The organism is Lentzea jiangxiensis (genome assembly GCF_900104175.1).
GTDB lineage: Bacteria > Actinomycetota > Actinomycetes > Mycobacteriales > Pseudonocardiaceae > Lentzea > Lentzea jiangxiensis.
Genome location: NZ_FNIX01000005.1, coordinates 1 through 14,966, shown reverse-complemented (window position 1 = coordinate 14,966; position 14,966 = coordinate 1). Strand labels below are relative to the sequence as shown.

The window sequence follows — 14,966 nt, the reverse complement described above, 5'->3', positions numbered from 1 at the left end:
CACCAGCTTACGGAACAGCGCCAAGTCACCAGCTGGTGAGCCACTGCCCCAGCTCGGCCCGCGCCGCCGCGACGTTGCCGCCGGAGGGGGCCGTGACCAGCGCGAACTGCCGTCCGGAGCCTCCGCGCAGCAGCAGCCTGCCGCCCTGGACCTCCGACGGCGCCGAACTGATCACCAAGGGCGAACGCAGCGACTCCGGCAGGTGCAGCTCCGTCGGCGCGGTGCCGCCGTTCGAGTCCCAGACGAGCACGGCGAACGGCGCCGAGCCGACCAGGGACCGGACGTTCGCCAGCGGGATCTGCTGCCAGCTCTGGTACGCGCGGTCCTCGTAGGTGAACGCGAGCGTGGTGCCCGCGACGGCCCGCGGGTAGACGCGGTCGACGATCGCGCGGTCGACGTTGAGCACGGGGGTGCCGGCCGCGTCGAGCCGCACGACCGAGAAGTGCTCGTCGTTCATGGCGTCGCCGTCGGTCTTGACCTTGTCCGGGTTGTCGTTCATCAGCTCGCGGTGGCGGCCGTAGTTGGTGTCCCAGTGCCACTGGCTGCCCGAGAGCACGCTGCCGCGCGGCGCCGACCACCAGCGGGCACCGGGCGCGGCGGAGTCGAGGCCCTGGTAGATGGCCTTGAGCACGGACGGCGTCTTGTCGGAGGTGAAGCCCGAGACCGGGTGGCCGAACTCGGAGACGATCGCGGTGGTGCCGAGTGCCCTCGCGCGGTCGCGGATCGTGCCGAACGCCTGCGTGTACTGGCCGTCCGCCGCCTTGCCCGGCATCAGGACGCCCGACTGGGCCTTGCCGTCGTAGAAGTGCGCGTTGAACACGAACCGCTCCCCCAGCGACGGCACGAGCGCGAGCCCGCCGGGTTCGGCGAAGAAGTCCACGTTCTGGTTCCAGAACACCAGCGGCTCCACGAACGCGGGCTTGGCCGCCCAGCCCACCTCGTCCATCTTGGCGCGGAAGCGCTGGTAGAACGGCATCAGCAGGTCGCGCTCCCACGTCTGCGACGTCTGCCCGGCGTCGTACCTGCCGGCGTAGGGCTCGTTGAGCGGGTCGACGCCGACGACGAGCTTGAACCCGTCGGCGGGCATCGCCTCCCTGACGTGCCGGAGTGCCTCGCCGGCGGCGTTGACGAACGAGCCCTGCACGCCGTCGCGGTTGTGCCAGAAGTCGTGGGTGGCGGCGGTGACGGCGTTGTTGTTCTTCATGTTCTGGCCCCAGTGGAAGCAGAGGCCGCACGACTCCTTGGGGTACCCGCTCGCCGCCCACGCCGGGGCGCCGTCGCCGGTGTACCAGCTGTCCTGGTCGAACAGGTGCCGCGAGTAGAGGTCCTGGTGGAAGTCGAGGTAGACGCGGATCCCGAGGTCGGTGAACGCCCTGAGCTGCGCGGTCACCCCGTCGAGGTAGGTGTGGTCGATCCGGCCGCGCTGCGGTTCGATCCAGGCCCACGTGAGCAGGAACCGCACGGCGTTGGCGCCGGTCAGCTGCTTCATCGCCTGCGCCGACTTCCGCGCGTCGTGCGTGGAGGCGAACGGGAGGCCGCGGTACTCGGCGAGCTTGGCCGTGCCGGAGACGTTGAAGCCGCGCAGCAACACCTCGCGGCCGTGCTCGTCGCGGAAGACCCCGCCGGACACCCGCAGCTCAGAGCCGTCGAACTCCGCTCTGGCCGGGGTCACGAGCAGGGAGGACAGGAAGAGGACCACCAGGAGAACCGCTCGCCGCATCGCCGCCGCCTCTGGGAACGTGAACGAGATTCGCGTTGAACGGTAGCGGATGGGACCGGGCTCGGGACAGGTCCGCTTCGCGCAATGCGGTCGCCGGGGAGGAGCACGGCCCCTCCCCGGCCCCGATCAGCCGAGCGTCGCCGCGACGAGCTCGGCGGTCTCGGCGAGCAGCGGTTCGTCGGCGCCGCCGGTCGGCTCGTCCTGGCGCGTCGACAGCACGGCGATCACGATCGGCGCGCGGCCGGGCGGGAACGCGATGCCGGCGTCGTTGGTCGTGCCGTACTTGCCGGTGCCGGTCTTGTCGCCCCAGCGCCACGCCGACGGCAGGCCCGCGCGGATGCGGTTGCCACCGGTCGTGTTGGCCAGCAGCCAGTTCGTGAGCTGGTCGGAGTCGTTGGGGTTGAGGGCGTGGCCCAGCGTCAGGCGCGCGTAGCTCTGCCCGATGGCGCGCGGTGACGTCGTGTCGGTGACGCGGCCCGGCTCGGCCGAGTTGAGCTCCGGCTCCCAGCGGTCGAGGCGCGTCACCGGATCGCCGATAGAGCGGCTGAAGCGGGTGATCGCCGTGGGGCCGCCGAGCTCCCTGAGCAGCAGGTTCGCGGCGCAGTTGTCGCTGTGGGTGATGGTCGCCTCGCACAGGGCCGCGACGGTCATGCCGTTCGCCAGGTTCTCCGGCCTCCCGGTGACCGGCGCGTGCCCCGACTTGTCCACATCGGACTGCGTGTAGGTGATCACCTTGCGCAGCAACGACCCGTCGCGGTCACGGCGCAGGATCGCCGCCGCGGCGATGGTCTTGAACGTCGAGCACATCGGGAAGAGCTCGTCGGCGCGGTGCAGCACCGTGCGGCCGGTGCCGGTGTCCGTCGCGAACACGCCCAGGCGCGCGTTGTGCTGCCGCTCGAGTTCGCGCAGCCTGCCGGTGACCGTCGAGGCCTGCGCCTGAGCCGGCACGGCCACGGCCAGCGCCGCTCCGGCACCCAATGCCAGCACCGCTCGTCGGTTGACACCCAACGTCCTGCCCCCTTCTTCCGGAAACCTCTCCACAGGAGAGGACGCGCGGGAGATCAACTGGTTGTTCACGCGATCCGGCGCCAGCACGCCAGGTACGTGAGCGCGGCGATCAGAGACCCCGCCGACGCGAACGTCCCGGCGCCGAGGTAGATCACCCACTCGTCGGCGTTCAACCCCTCCCTGGCCAGCGAGAGCCCCCAGAGGACGCCACCCAGCGCGAAGGTGCCGGCGGCGACGACGGACCAGAACACCACGAGCACGACCCGCCCGGCCCGGCGCGGCCCGGCGTGGGGACGCAGGGATCCCTTGCGCTGCAACCACCAGGCGGCGAGCGCGGCGACGGCGAGCGCGATGCCGTCGGCGGCGAGGGTGTCGCTGAGGCGGTGCCACTTCGCCGTCAGCGTGTACTGCCCGATCGCCGTGGCCCACGGCAGCACGAAGAACAGCATCACGCCGCGCCACTTCCACGGCACCACGATGACCGCCGCGAACAGCACCGTCATCGCGATGGTCGTGTGTCCACTGGGGAGGCTGTTGTGCGCGTAGTCGCCGGTGACCTCGACGAGCGCGGGCCGCGGCAGGACGAACCGCTTGAGCGCCTGCACGACGACCTGGCCCGCGACGATCACACCGACGGCCGCGACCGCGAGGTCCCAGCGCTTCCTGAGCACACCGACCAGGGTGATCACCACCGCCGCGGCGGCGAGCGAGTAGACGGTGATCTGGCCGAGCGCCTGCCAGGCGGCGTCCGTCTCGGACACGTCGTCCTGGTCGGCACCGCGCAGGGCCGCGTTCTCGATGGTCTGACCGGCCCTCGTCAACACCGCGAGGACGTACACGAGCGCCGCGAACAGGAGCCCCGCCGCCGCGACCACGGGCCACCGTCGATGCTTCACGCTGCGCCAGTGTGCTGCCATTCGGCCCCACGCGCTGGATGAAGATCAACGGACTCGGCCCAGCCGGTCCAGCGCCGCCGTGATCGCGAGGTCGACGGTGTACTCGAACTCGGCCTCGCGGTCGAACGCGGCGAGGTGCGGCGCCGTCGCGGCCACCGCCGGCAGCCCCGAGCCCCGCAGGACCTCGTGCCGCGCCCCGTCGTCACCCCCGAACGCCGGAGCCGCCGACACCTCGCGCAGCAGCGTGCCGATCAACGTCGCGAGCAGCATCCGCAGCAGGTGCACGGCCTCGTCCGGGGACGCCCCCGCGGCCAGCAGCACCGCCAGCACCGCGTCGACCGGGGCGAGGCCCTCCAGCGACGACAGCTGACGGGTCAGCACGAGCGGCGCCGCGCCGGGGTGGGCGAGCGCGCGGTCCCGGAAGGCCCCGGCGATGGCGCGCAGGTCGCGGCGGGGGTCGCCGGTGGGCTCCGGCAGGACCAGGCCGCCCAGCAGCTGCTCGGCGACGGCGTCGAGCAGGCCGTCCTTGCCGTCGACGTGGTTGTAGAGGCTCTTCGCGTCCACCCCCAGCGCCCTCGCCACCGAGCGCATGCCGACCGCGGCCACGCCGTCCGCGTCGATGACCCGCAGCGTCGCGGTGACGATCGACTCGCGGGACAGCAGGGGCGTGCGGGGGCGGCCCCGGCGGGGTTCGGTCACGCGGCCATTGTGCCTTGCGGATGCCCACGGTGTGGGTTTAGCCTTCGAATTAACCCACACCGTGGGTATTGGTGCCTTCCCGAACCCGGCACCAGGCGCACGTTCGGCCACGGCCGGACAGTCCACTGAGGAGTGTTGATGTCATCCCGCTTCGTGCTGCCCTCCGAGGAAGTCCTGCGCGCCCGCGAGAAACTCGTGCTGGACCACTTCCACGACGAAGTGGCGCACGACTGGGACGCCACGCTGTCGACGTTCCCGCACCCGCACTACGAGCTCATCGCGCAGATGGTCGTCCACGACGGCGACCAGGCCGTTCGGCAGTACTACACCGACACGCGCGTGGCGTTCCCCGACCAGAACCACGAGCTGATCTCGTTCCGGCACAGCGTCGACGCCGTGATCGTCGAGTTCTGGCTGACGGGCACGCACCTCGGGCCGCTGGGCGGGATCCCGGCGACCGGCGGGAAGCACCGCACGCGGATGACCGCGTACTTCCTCTTCGACGACAACGAGAACCTCGTCACCGAGCGGGTCTACTTCGACCAGCTGTCCGTGCTGAAGCAGGTGATCAGCGGGATCGACCGGAGGAGGCCGAGCGGGCTGCGCAAGCTGCTGCGGGTGTTCCGGGGCGTGCTCGCGATGTCGGGAGGCCGGCCGGATCCGCGGCTGACCGCCACGACCCCGCCGGAGCTCGACCGGTAGGGCTCTGTCAGGTGCGATGTCGGATGTGTCGCGGGTGTGATCTTCTCGGCGGGTAGGGCTGGAGGAGATGGCCCTGCTTCGCCTGGCGATCGAAAACTTCGCCGCGGAGATGTTCGACGGGTTCGCTCGGCGTGATAGCGGGCAAGGACGAGTTGCATCTGCGTGGGCTGTTGCTGGACGGCGAGCGCAAGTCGATGCGGCCCACGGCCGAGCGCTTGCCTGTTGACCACTGTTGGAGCGGGTTCGAGCGGTCGGGTGAACTTCGCCGGCGCTGGCCGGAATCCGGTGACCGCGGTGCGACGCTGCGACTTGCCGACCAGGCCGAGGAGGTGTTCGAGGTGATGGCACCCGAGCCGCAGCAGTCCCAAGAGCCTGACGCGTCCCGCGCTCGACACGGACTTGAAGTGCACAACACGACATCAGGTCATGCGGGCGGCGTAGTGCAAGCCGGCGCAATTCACGGCGATGTGCACCTGCACGCGGCACCTTCTCCGCCGGCGCAGGTGATACCGCGGCAACTGCCCGCCGCGCCGGGGCTGTTCGCTGGGCGGGCAGCAGACCTAATCGAGCTGGATCATGCTTTGATCACCGCCGCACCGAGCGGAGCGGGCACCACCCCACCTGGACCGATCTGCACCGAACCACCCGTCGCAGCTGCGACGGTGATGGTCTCGGCGATCGGCGGGGCGGGAGGAATCGGCAAGACCTGGTTGGCGTTGGCCTGGGCGCACCGCAACCTGCACCGCTTCCCCGACGGGCAGTTGTTCGTGGATCTGCGGGGGTTCAGCGCGGCTGGTGACCCAGTGGCCCCGGCGACGGCGGTGCGCGGGTTCCTCGACGCTCTCGGCGTCGATCCCGGACGCATCCCACCGGACCCGGACACACAGGCTGCGTTGTACCGGACCCTGGTCGCGGGCAGGCGGATGCTGATCGTGCTGGACAACGCGGCGACCGCCGATCAGGTCGTTCCGCTGCTGCCTGGCAGTCCCACCTGCACCGTGCTGATCACCGGACGCCACCGGCTTGCCTCCCTGGTCGACCGTTACGGCGCCCGCCACCTCACCCTGGGCGTCCTCACCCGGGACGAGGCACACGCCCTGCTGGCCACGCGCGTCGGAAGCGACCGCATCGTCGCCGAATCCGACGCCGTCGAGGACCTGATCGAACTGTGCGGAGGCTATCCGCTGGCCCTGTCGATCACCGCCCGCAACGCCGCTACCCGCCCCGCCGTCTCCCTTGCTGAGACCGCCGCCGAACTGCGTCAACTGGGACTTGAGACGCTCGACCACGACACCGACCCCGCAGCGAGCCTGCCCAAGGTGCTGTCCTGGTCCCTACGCCAACTCACTGACACGCAGCGCGCCGTGTTCGGGCTGCTGGGCATCGCTCCCGGCACCGACACCACCCTGCCGGCCGTGGTCTCCCTCACCGGCCTGTCTCCGGCCCGCGCACGGAAGGCCCTCTCCGCTCTGGAAGAAGCATCTCTCACTGAACGACAGCCGCACGGCCGGTACGCGATGCACGACCTGGTCCGTGACTACGCCGCCACCACTGCCCACGACCTGCCCGCCCACGTACGAGAGACAGCCCTGGTACGGGTGGTGGACTTCCATCTGCACACTGCCCGCACCGCCGACCGCCTCCTCGCTCCCCACCGCCAGCCCGTACGGCCCGACCCACCCACGTCCGGCGTCCACCCGCACCCGCTGCCCGACGCCGCAGCCGCGACGGCCTGGCTGGAGGCCGAACACGCCACCCTCCTCGCCGCCCAAAGCACCGCAATCGCCCTCGGACGCCACGACGTCGTCTGGCACCTCGCCTGGACGCTGGAGACCTTCTTCCGCCGGCGGGGACACCTGCGCGATGCGCTCGCCTCATGGCGGATGGCGCTGGACGCCGCCGAACACCTGTCCGATCCCACCATCCGCAGTCGCACTCACCGGTTCCTCGGCAACGTCTGCTCGCTGTTGGGACTGCACGAGGAGGCATCCGGACACCTCAACCGCGCCCTCGACCAAGCCGTGCGCCACCGCGATCTCCCCGAACAGGCACACACCCACCAGATGCTCGCACTCGCCTGGGAACGACGAGGGGACGACCGGCAGGCTCTCGACCACGCCCGTCACGCCCTCGTCCTCCATCGCACCCTCGACCATCCGGTGCGGGAAGCCATCGCGCTCAACGCGGTGGGTTGGTACGCCGCGCGTCTGGGCGACTTCGACACCGCCCGCGACCACTGCGGCGCCGCCCTCACGCTGCTGCGACACCACCACGACCTCGAAGTCGAGGCGTCCGTCCTGGACAGCCTGGGGTTCATCGCTCACCGCACCGGCGACCACCACCAGGCCCTTGGTCATTACCAGCAGGCCCTCACCCTGTTCCGCGCTCTCGGCAACACCTACCTGATCGCGGACACCCTCGACAACCTCGGCCACCCCCACGCCGCCCTGGGACACGAGCAGGTCCGCGCGGTCTGGCGGGAGGCACTGGAGCTGTACCGGGAACAAAGCCGCGACACCGACGCCCAACGCGTCCAACGGCAACTCGACGAACTGGACGAGACCAATCGGGACGGTCGGGACTGACTGGCCCCAACACGATCGTCGGACGTGTCGGTAGCAGATGATGCAGGTGCCGAAGCCGAGGACTTCGTGGACGTCGTCGCGGCGCTCCCAGCGGATGCGCAGCCGTTTCATGCCGTGGCACCAGGCCGTGCCCAGGCCGGAGCCGAGAACGAGCCGTGTTCCGTTCGCCATGCGCTCGGGAGGGCACAGCCACGCCGGCTACTCCACCGGTCCAGGGCTCGTCCGTGGCGGGCATCGGCGTGGGCGGGGCGCCCAGCGGTGACCTGGACGAGAAGTACGCGAAGGCGGGTCTGGCGACCCTGAGGTGAGTCGTGGTGGCCGTCCATGCGAGGGAACGGACGGCCACCACCCGTCAGACCAGCCAGGCCACCACAGCTCCACCGGCGGCCGTTCCCACCAGGAACGCACCCGCGAGCCAGGTGAGGGACGGACGAACACCGGTCGAGCGGTCGAAGTCGGCGAAGTCCTGCACGAAGTCACCGACCTCACCGATCGGCATGGGTTCCGCCGCGACGAGGTCCGGCGCCTCGCTCAGGCGCTGGTAGGCCTTCCGCCAAGCCCCGATCTCCGCAGCGGGCACCCCGCAGGTCAGCAGGAAGTGCTCGACGCGCCCGAAGGTGGACGGCAGCTTCCCCTTCTCCTCCTGGCACATCTTGTGCAAGGTGCTCCGCGACTGCGGGTAGCCGAGTGCCTTGCTGCGCTCGGCCAGTTCGGTGAAGGACTTGCCGGACCGCGTCCGCACCGTCCTCAGGCCGTTGACGAACGCCGCGGTGGTGCGCATTCCGGCCGGGTCCGGCCAGATCTCGGAGTGCGCGTCAGCACCCCTCGAATTCCTAACCATGAAGAATTGCTCCACATTCTGCAAAGGATCCGAACGCGACCTCTCGCACCTGCACGGAAGCGGCACGGGAATACCACCAGCTGACGAGAGTGGATCGTGACACTACACGTGCGACCGCGCCCGAAGAAATCACCATGCCACGTTCCCCCGAAGCGAGAGGGATCTCGGCCGCACGTGAACATCGATCATGGGCTCGGCACCTGTCGAGAACGAAGCGATCATCACTCGATCCGGTACGGAATGCGGATGGACAACGCAGGTAGAAGCCGTGTGAGCGCTCTCCCGCCGCTCAACCGCCCCGAGTCGTCCACGCAAGCGTGTAACGTCCGGGCCGCACCGAGCGAATTCGCTCACGGCTTCACGAACTCCCGGCCAGGCCTGCATCTTCTGCAAAGGATCCGGACGCGGCACGGGACATCGGGAGCAGACCCTGCGGGAACAGGGTCTGCTCCTGCCCGATGAACATGATTTGGTGGGCTCGGCAACAAATTGCGAAGCGCCTATCCCCACACCCCAGCCGCCAGCGGCCACAAAGCAGTGATCAAACAAAGCATCATCATCAACGCCGCACGGCCCGCACGCGCCGTTGTGACGGTGCACGCCCTGCCGCGACGAGGCGTCGTGATGGTGATGGTGAACAGGACACGGTCTCGGCGGCGGCGACGGAGCGGGACGGGCGCGGGCGCGGCCCCGGACAGCCGGACGCGAGCCTCCTGCCATGCCGCCACCCATTCGTCCTGTGCGTTCTCGTCGATCCCGCAACCTTGGACGAACGCGCGGACCTGCTCCGCCCGCGCCGGTAATCGATCGTGGTTGACCAGGTGATGAGCGGTGCTGCGCGGCAGGCTCTCACTGCGTCGGCCGATGTCGGTGAACGACGTGCTGGTCTGGATCATCAGCCGGCGCAGCTGGTGGTTGAACTGCTGCGCCGAGTTCACCCGTCTGGCCAGCACGAGCGGGTCCGCCCCTTGCAGCGAGGTCTCCGACTCGGCAGGAGGCTTCGCTCGCAGGGGCCGCAGCGACGGCTGGGTGGGCGGCCCGCTGACCGTCCGCACCCACCGCCACACCGCTTCTCTGAACTTCGCGTCGTGCTCGCCAGGCGCGGACAGCGCGTCGTTCATCGCGAGCCACTGCAGGTGCGGGTTCACCCCCTGCCGGCCGTCCAGGAAGTCCCGGAACAACTCCTCGGCACGCCCGCTGGCCGCGGCGAGCTCGCCAGGTCCGGGTCTGCCGGCGAGGTTCCAGCGTCGAATCACGTCTGCCCGCAGAGCCGCCGCCAAACCGGCGGCGGCCTCGGGTGTCGCGGTGGACATCAGCGCGTGTGCCCCCCGAACTGGGAAAGGACGCTCAGGCCGACGACGATCGCGTTGACGATCACCACGGTCTCGAGCACAAGACTCGCGCTGTGCCCGCGTTCGCTCATGGCCCAGATCAGGGCGATGTTGCCGAGCAGCGGGTTAGCGTGCGGAATCGCCATCAGCTTGCGCAACAAGGGCAGGTTGAACTCGAACTGCATGAGGATTCCCTACTTCAGGTGACTCCGGAACTCGCTCCAGCTCCGTCACCCGCGGTGCCAGCCGCTTCGTGGTGATCGGTCCAATGCGGAGCGTGCTCTCCCATGCTGCACCGGCAAAACCGGCACTTGCCAGCCTGAACAGGCGTGTTGTCACTTTCGGGGACGACGCCTGGACAGCCGTGGACCGTCCACTGCCGTCCGTTGCCGTCCACTGCCGTCCACGCAGTTGTCATGGACGCGGCGGACGCGCAGGTCAACCGCGTCCAATTGGCGCGTTCTCACGGGACGAATAGTGTTGGCCGCGGTGCGAAAGCGCTGTGCCTGCTCGAACCGCGGCCTGGTGACTCCGGACGTGCGCCGGGAGGTACTGCGGTGGCCGGAGGTGCCAGCCTCCGGTCACCGGCGCCGGTCGGTGGCGCTCCACCCCGGCGGGATCCGCTCCGTCGCCTCGGGGTCGATCGCGTGCCGGGCCACGTGGCGTCCCGGCTTCGGCTTCTTGCCCATCAGCATCAGCACGACGGCCACGACCAGCCCGACCGTGGCCAGACCGGCCGCGGAGACACGCGCGGCGGGGTGCTCCAGGATCAGCGTGCAGATCGTGAGGGCGAGCACGAGAGCGGCGATCGGGCCGATCACGGCGATGTCCGAGCGCTCCTCGGGCTCCGCGGCGGGTTCCGCCGGCGGCGCGGCCTGCGCGCTTGGGGCGACTGGGGCGGCTGGGGCGTGGACCTCGATCGTCTCGAAGTTCCCCCGGGGCTGTTCGTAGGGCGGGGGCCGTAGACCGGGAGGGACCGTCACCCCGGCCATGCTGCCCGAGGAGGGCGCGTCGCCGCAAACCTCTCGTTCCGCGTTTACTACGTGTTCCCGTGTAGCGCTGGGTTCGAGGAGGTCCGTCATGTGCCGGTGGCTCGCGTATTCCGGTTCGCCGGTGTTGCTGGAGGAACTGCTCTACGCACCGGAGAACTCGCTCGTCATGCAGTCCAAGCACGCCCGGCTCGGCGCGACCGCCGTGAACGGCGACGGGTTCGGCATCGGCTGGTACGGCAGCGCGAGCACGCCGGGGCTCTTCCTGAGCACGGAGCCCGCGTGGAACGACCGCAACCTGCGCGAACTGGCGGCGCAGATCACGGCCGACCGGGTCTTCGCGCACGTGCGGGCCTCGACGGGCGGCGCGGTGCAGCGGTCGAACTGCCACCCGTTCCGCCACGGCAGCTGGCTGTGGATGCACAACGGCCTGATCTCGGAGTTCCCGCTGGTGCGGCGCGAGCTCGTGCTGGCGGTCGACCCCGCGCTGTTCCCGCTGGTCGAGGGGTCGACCGACTCGGAGGTCATGTTCTACCTGGCGCTCAGCTTCGGGCTGGAGCAGGACCCGCCCGCCGGGGTGGCGCGCATGGTCGAGTTCGTCGAGGACGTCGGCCGGCGCGCGGGTGTCGAGCACCCGGTCCAGATGACGGTCGCGGTCACCGACGGGTCGACGACCTGGGCGTTCCGGTACTCGAGCCGAGGCAGGTCGCGCACGCTGTTCCACAGCACCGACGTGTCGACGCTGCGCCGCCAGTACCCGGACAACCCCGCGCTGCACGACCTCGCGGACGACTCGCGGCTCGTCGTGTCCGAACCGCTGGGCGACCTGGTCGGGGCCTGGCAGGAGGTGCCGGAGTCGACGTGCGTCGTCGTCAGGACCGGCGTGGAAGAGGAACTGCTGCCGTTCAAGCCGTGACGGTCAGCTCGCGAACGCCCGGCGCAGGACCACCCAGACGTCAGCTCGACCTCGGGCACGTCTCCTGAGCCGGGCACCGCCTCGGGGTTCCCGGCCACCTCCCCCGCGCGCAACGGGTCGGCTGTCGTCTCCCGGCCCATGCGCGACGACGGCAGGTTCGCCGCCACGTCGACGACGAGCCGGGCGGCGGTGAGGAGGTCGTTCCTGTCGCGGAACTCCCTGTGGCCCGCCGTGAGCGTGCGGCCGATGCCGATCGGCTCGACACGCGCCCCGACCGTTCCCCTGCGCCGGTCGCCGTCCCACGCGGCGAACACGGTCAGCCCGTTGGACATGCGCTTGCGGTAGTGCTCGCGCCGGTCCTCCCGGTGCAGCTCCCAGCCCGCGACCGACTCGGGCCACCTGTCGTCGCGCACCCACGTCCCCCTTCGCGTCCGGGAGCCGCGGTGTCACGAAGCGGGGCGCTGTCCGGTCGGATCGGCGTGATCCGCGACGTGCTGGAGGTGCGCGGCCGTGGAGGGAGGGGGCGGGAGCTCCGCCCCCTCACCGCGTCACTCGACCAGCTTGCCCGCCGTGTCGACGTCCCTCATCAACGCCGTGATCTCCGCCGGGACCGGTGGGATCTCCTCGCGTTCGACCCGGCCGGGACCCGACCAGACGAGGTTCACCTGCTGCGCGGGGTCGAGGTCCGGGAAGTCCGACCGGTTGTGGCAGCCCCGGGTCTCGCGCCGCTCCAGCGCGCACTCCAGGGTCGCGCGGGCGGAGATCGCCGACGACTTCAGGTCGAACGCGTGCGCGAGGTCCCCGAAACCGGCCAGGTCCGGGTGCACGCCGACGTGGCGGATGCGCTCCTCCAGCTCGTCGAGCTCCGCGAGTCCCTTGCGCAGACCGGCTTCGTCGCGCACGACACCCGCGTGCTCGGTCATCGTGTCGCGCAGCGACCGTTGCAGGGCGCGGACGTTCTCCGGCCCGTCCGCGGCGAGCAGGTCGTCGACCTCGGACCGCGCCTCGTCCACGGCGTCGCGCGACCGTCGTTGCGCGTCCAGGGAAGCGGAGTACGAGGCCGCGGCCTCACCGACGATCCGGCCGTACACCAGCAGTTCGATGAGCGAGTTGCCGCCGAGCCGGTTCGCGCCGTGCAGGCCGCTGGACGCCTCACCGATGGCGTACAGGCCGTCGACGCCCGTCGAGTGGTCGGACGGCGACACCCACACGCCGCCCATCGAGTAGTGCGCGGTGGGCGCGATCTCCACGGCCTCCCGGGTGATGTCCTTCATCTGCAGTTCGAGCAGCGTCTGGTACACCCTCGGCAGGCGGCGCATGATCTGCTCGCGCGGCAGGTGCGACACGTCGAGCCACACGCCCCCGTTCGGGGTGCCGCGGCCCTCCTTGATCTCGGTGTACGCGGCGAGCGCCACTCGGTCGCGTGTGGACAGTTCCATGCGCCGCGGGTCGTACCGGGCCATGAACCGCTCGCCCGCGGCGTTCGTGAGGATGCCGCCCTCACCGCGCGCCGCCTCCGAGACGAGCGTGCCGGCCGCGTTCTCCGGTTCGAGCAGGCCGGACGGGTGGAACTGCACCAGCTCGGGGTCGCGGATGCGGCCGCCCGCGAGCAGCGCCAGCCGGAACGAGTCGCCGGTGTTCTCGTCGCGGCGGCTCGACGTGCGGCGCCAGATGCGGGTGTGCCCGCCCGCGGCGAGGATCACGGCGTCGGCGTGGAACACGTACCGCGTGCCGTTGCCGAGGTCGAACCCGTAGGCGCCGAACACCACGTTGTCCCGCACCAGGATCCGCGTGATGTAGCAGGTGTCGTGGATGGGGATGCCGAGCTGCGCGGCGCGGTTCACGAGGGTGCGCTGGATCTCCAGCCCGGTGTAGTCGCCCGCGAACGACGTGCGGCGGAACGTGTGCGCGCCGAAGAACCGCTGCGAGATGCGCCCGTCGGTCTCCCGCGCGAACGGCATGCCCCAGCGTTCGAGGTCCTCGATGCCGCGCGGCGCCTGCTCCGCCACGACCCGGACGATCTCCGGGTTGGCGAGGTGGTAGCTCTCCTTGACGGTGTCCGCGGCGTGCTGCTGCCAGGTGTCGGCGGGGTCCATCGTCGCCAGCGCCGCGTTGATCCCACCGGCGGCGAGGGCGGTGTGCGCGTCGGCCTTGGACCGCTTGCCGACGACGATCACGTCGACTCCGCGTTCGGCGAGCTCGATCGCGGCGCGCAATCCGGCGCCGCCGCTGCCGATCACCAGTACCGAGGTGGCTGTCTGGACTTCTTGGATTGTCATAACGGCCTCCGTTGCCCGTACTTCCACTATGAGGACCGGACAGGGCCGAGGTGTGTGACTGTTAGCAGCACGACATGCGTCGGCCGTCACTTCACTAGGATCGGTGGTGTGTTCGTGAAGCTCTGCGGTCTGCGCACCGAGTCCGACGTCACCGTGGCAGTCGACACGGGGGCCGACGCCGTGGGCTTCGTGCTCACCGACAGCCCCCGCCGGATCGACGCCGGCCTCGCCCGCGAGCTGGTCGCGGGCGTGCCGCCGCAGGTGCTGACGGTCGCCGTCGTGCGCGGGATCACGGCCACCGAAGCCGGTGAGATGGCGCTGAAGACAGGCGTGCGCGCGTTGCAGCTGCACGGCGACTATCCGAAGGAAGCTTTCGACGAGCTGGCGGACCTCCCGCTCCAGCTCGTCAGAGCCACGGCGCTGGGTCCGGGCACCGACGTGCGCACCGGGGCGTTCGGCGAGGAACTGCTCCTGATCGACTCGCCGGTGGCGGGGTCGGGTGAGCAGTGGGACGTCACGCGGCTCGCCGACAACCCGCCCACCGGGCACTGGGTGCTCGCGGGCGGGCTGTCGCCGGAGACCGTCGCCGGCGCGATCGGCGTCGCGCGGCCGTGGGGCGTCGACGTGTCCAGCGGCATCGAGTCGAGCCGGGGCGTGAAGGACCACGGCCGGATGCGCGAGTTCGTCGCCGCCGCGCGAGGCTAGTGGCGCGTCACGCAACGTTGGCCGGGTAATGGGTCCAGGTGCGGATGGGTGAGTCGGTGGCGAAGCCGGTCTTGGGCTTGGCGCGGGCGTTGCGCCAGCGGATGTAGGCGGCGATCGCGGTGTTCTGTTCGGTGTGGCTGCGATGGTCGGTGCCGTTGAGGGCGAAGTAGCGCAGTGCGGCGAACTCGGCCTCGATCCAGTTCAGCCAGGATCCGTAGGTCGGCAGGAACACCAGCTCGATCTGGTTGCCGGCGGCCCACTTGCGGATGTCGGGGTGGCGGTGCGGGGAGAAGTT

General features: G+C 70.4%; 16 protein-coding genes. 6 read left to right on the top strand and 10 right to left on the bottom strand.

Annotated features, from left to right (window positions below; translation table 11 throughout):
* Positions 1–25: 25 nt before the first annotated feature.
* The 4 genes from BLQ91_RS16770 to BLQ91_RS16755 all read right to left on the bottom strand — a co-directional run bounded on the left by BLQ91_RS16770 (position 26) and on the right by BLQ91_RS16755 (position 4,323).
* Positions 26–1,720: a cellulase family glycosylhydrolase gene (locus BLQ91_RS16770; RefSeq protein WP_090097810.1), complete on the bottom strand. Its 1,695-nt coding sequence runs from the start codon at positions 1,718–1,720 to the stop codon at positions 26–28.
* A 126-nt stretch (positions 1,721–1,846) separates the two neighbouring features.
* On the bottom strand, positions 1,847–2,815 hold the full coding sequence (gene bla / locus BLQ91_RS16765) for a class A beta-lactamase (protein ID WP_245733536.1): 969 nt from the start codon (positions 2,813–2,815) through the stop codon (positions 1,847–1,849).
* Positions 2,794–3,624 carry a phosphatase PAP2 family protein gene (locus BLQ91_RS16760; RefSeq protein ID WP_245733534.1) on the bottom strand — a complete coding sequence of 277 codons (831 nt, stop codon included), beginning with the start codon at positions 3,622–3,624 and terminating at the stop codon, positions 2,794–2,796. The genes bla and BLQ91_RS16760 overlap by 22 nt, the downstream gene beginning before the upstream one ends.
* A 45-nt stretch (positions 3,625–3,669) precedes the next feature.
* The gene (locus BLQ91_RS16755) at positions 3,670–4,323 is read right to left on the bottom strand and encodes a TetR/AcrR family transcriptional regulator (RefSeq protein ID WP_090097808.1); all 654 of its coding nucleotides are present in this window, start codon (positions 4,321–4,323) and stop codon (positions 3,670–3,672) included.
* Between the two features lie 138 nt (positions 4,324–4,461).
* Here BLQ91_RS16755 and BLQ91_RS16750 point away from each other — a divergent pair, with 138 nt between their 5' ends.
* From BLQ91_RS16750 to BLQ91_RS42680, 3 genes are all read left to right on the top strand, one after another.
* Positions 4,462–5,025: an ester cyclase gene (locus tag BLQ91_RS16750; protein WP_090097807.1), complete on the top strand. Its 564-nt coding sequence runs from the start codon at positions 4,462–4,464 to the stop codon at positions 5,023–5,025.
* A gap of 341 nt (positions 5,026–5,366) precedes the next feature.
* Positions 5,367–7,610, top strand: coding sequence for an ATP-binding protein (locus BLQ91_RS16745; RefSeq protein ID WP_090098193.1), 2,244 nt, complete (start codon positions 5,367–5,369; stop codon positions 7,608–7,610).
* Positions 7,611–7,765: 155 nt separating this feature from the next.
* Positions 7,766–7,918 (top strand): hypothetical protein, encoded by a 153-nt coding sequence (locus BLQ91_RS42680; protein ID WP_245733532.1) that lies wholly within the window; start codon positions 7,766–7,768, stop codon positions 7,916–7,918.
* Between the two features lie 44 nt (positions 7,919–7,962).
* On the opposite strand, the gene BLQ91_RS16735 is transcribed toward BLQ91_RS42680, so the two are convergent.
* The 4 genes from BLQ91_RS16735 to BLQ91_RS40325 form a co-directional block, all read right to left on the bottom strand.
* Positions 7,963–8,451: a helix-turn-helix domain-containing protein gene (locus BLQ91_RS16735; protein WP_143022678.1), complete on the bottom strand. Its 489-nt coding sequence runs from the start codon at positions 8,449–8,451 to the stop codon at positions 7,963–7,965.
* Between the two features lie 500 nt (positions 8,452–8,951).
* The gene (locus tag BLQ91_RS16730) at positions 8,952–9,764 is read right to left on the bottom strand and encodes a hypothetical protein (protein ID WP_090097805.1); all 813 of its coding nucleotides are present in this window, start codon (positions 9,762–9,764) and stop codon (positions 8,952–8,954) included.
* Positions 9,764–9,967: a hypothetical protein gene (locus tag BLQ91_RS16725; protein WP_090097804.1), complete on the bottom strand. Its 204-nt coding sequence runs from the start codon at positions 9,965–9,967 to the stop codon at positions 9,764–9,766. Before BLQ91_RS16725 ends, BLQ91_RS16730 begins: the two co-directional genes overlap by 1 nt.
* A gap of 396 nt (positions 9,968–10,363) precedes the next feature.
* On the bottom strand, positions 10,364–10,765 hold the full coding sequence (locus BLQ91_RS40325; protein WP_143022677.1) for a hypothetical protein: 402 nt from the start codon (positions 10,763–10,765) through the stop codon (positions 10,364–10,366).
* Positions 10,766–10,862: 97 nt separating this feature from the next.
* Here BLQ91_RS40325 and BLQ91_RS16715 point away from each other — a divergent pair, with 97 nt between their 5' ends.
* Together BLQ91_RS16715 and BLQ91_RS16710 are read left to right on the top strand one after the other, a co-directional pair.
* The gene (locus tag BLQ91_RS16715; RefSeq protein WP_090097802.1) at positions 10,863–11,687 is read left to right on the top strand and encodes a class II glutamine amidotransferase; all 825 of its coding nucleotides are present in this window, start codon (positions 10,863–10,865) and stop codon (positions 11,685–11,687) included.
* Between the two features lie 138 nt (positions 11,688–11,825).
* Positions 11,826–12,032 (top strand): hypothetical protein, encoded by a 207-nt coding sequence (locus BLQ91_RS16710; RefSeq protein ID WP_090097801.1) that lies wholly within the window; start codon positions 11,826–11,828, stop codon positions 12,030–12,032.
* Positions 12,033–12,235: 203 nt separating this feature from the next.
* Here the strand turns inward: BLQ91_RS16710 and BLQ91_RS16705 are convergent, their stop codons facing one another.
* Positions 12,236–13,966 carry an L-aspartate oxidase gene (locus BLQ91_RS16705; RefSeq protein WP_090097800.1) on the bottom strand — a complete coding sequence of 577 codons (1,731 nt, stop codon included), beginning with the start codon at positions 13,964–13,966 and terminating at the stop codon, positions 12,236–12,238.
* Between the two features lie 108 nt (positions 13,967–14,074).
* On the opposite strand from BLQ91_RS16705, the gene BLQ91_RS16700 reads away from it, so the two are divergent.
* Positions 14,075–14,671 carry a phosphoribosylanthranilate isomerase gene (locus BLQ91_RS16700; RefSeq protein ID WP_090097799.1) on the top strand — a complete coding sequence of 199 codons (597 nt, stop codon included), beginning with the start codon at positions 14,075–14,077 and terminating at the stop codon, positions 14,669–14,671.
* Positions 14,672–14,678: 7 nt separating this feature from the next.
* Here BLQ91_RS16700 and BLQ91_RS16695 read toward each other — a convergent pair.
* Positions 14,679–14,966 (bottom strand): transposase (locus BLQ91_RS16695; RefSeq protein ID WP_176959789.1); only part of this gene is annotated, 288 nt, incomplete at its 5' end.

Excerpts from the sequence above, each read along its gene's own strand:
- BLQ91_RS16770 (WP_090097810.1), bottom strand. The coding sequence starts at position 1,720 with ATGCGGCGAGCGGTTCTCCTGGTGGTCCTCTTCCTGTCCTCCCTGCTC.
- BLQ91_RS16750 (WP_090097807.1), top strand. The coding sequence starts at position 4,462 with ATGTCATCCCGCTTCGTGCTGCCCTCCGAGGAAGTCCTGCGCGCCCGC.
- BLQ91_RS16745 (WP_090098193.1), top strand. The coding sequence starts at position 5,367 with ATGGCACCCGAGCCGCAGCAGTCCCAAGAGCCTGACGCGTCCCGCGCT.
- BLQ91_RS16735 (WP_143022678.1), bottom strand. The coding sequence starts at position 8,451 with ATGGTTAGGAATTCGAGGGGTGCTGACGCGCACTCCGAGATCTGGCCG.
- BLQ91_RS16730 (WP_090097805.1), bottom strand. The coding sequence starts at position 9,764 with ATGTCCACCGCGACACCCGAGGCCGCCGCCGGTTTGGCGGCGGCTCTG.
- BLQ91_RS16725 (WP_090097804.1), bottom strand. The coding sequence starts at position 9,967 with ATGCAGTTCGAGTTCAACCTGCCCTTGTTGCGCAAGCTGATGGCGATT.
- BLQ91_RS16715 (WP_090097802.1), top strand. The coding sequence starts at position 10,863 with ATGTGCCGGTGGCTCGCGTATTCCGGTTCGCCGGTGTTGCTGGAGGAA.
- BLQ91_RS16710 (WP_090097801.1), top strand. The coding sequence starts at position 11,826 with ATGCGCGACGACGGCAGGTTCGCCGCCACGTCGACGACGAGCCGGGCG.
- BLQ91_RS16705 (WP_090097800.1), bottom strand. The coding sequence starts at position 13,966 with ATGACAATCCAAGAAGTCCAGACAGCCACCTCGGTACTGGTGATCGGC.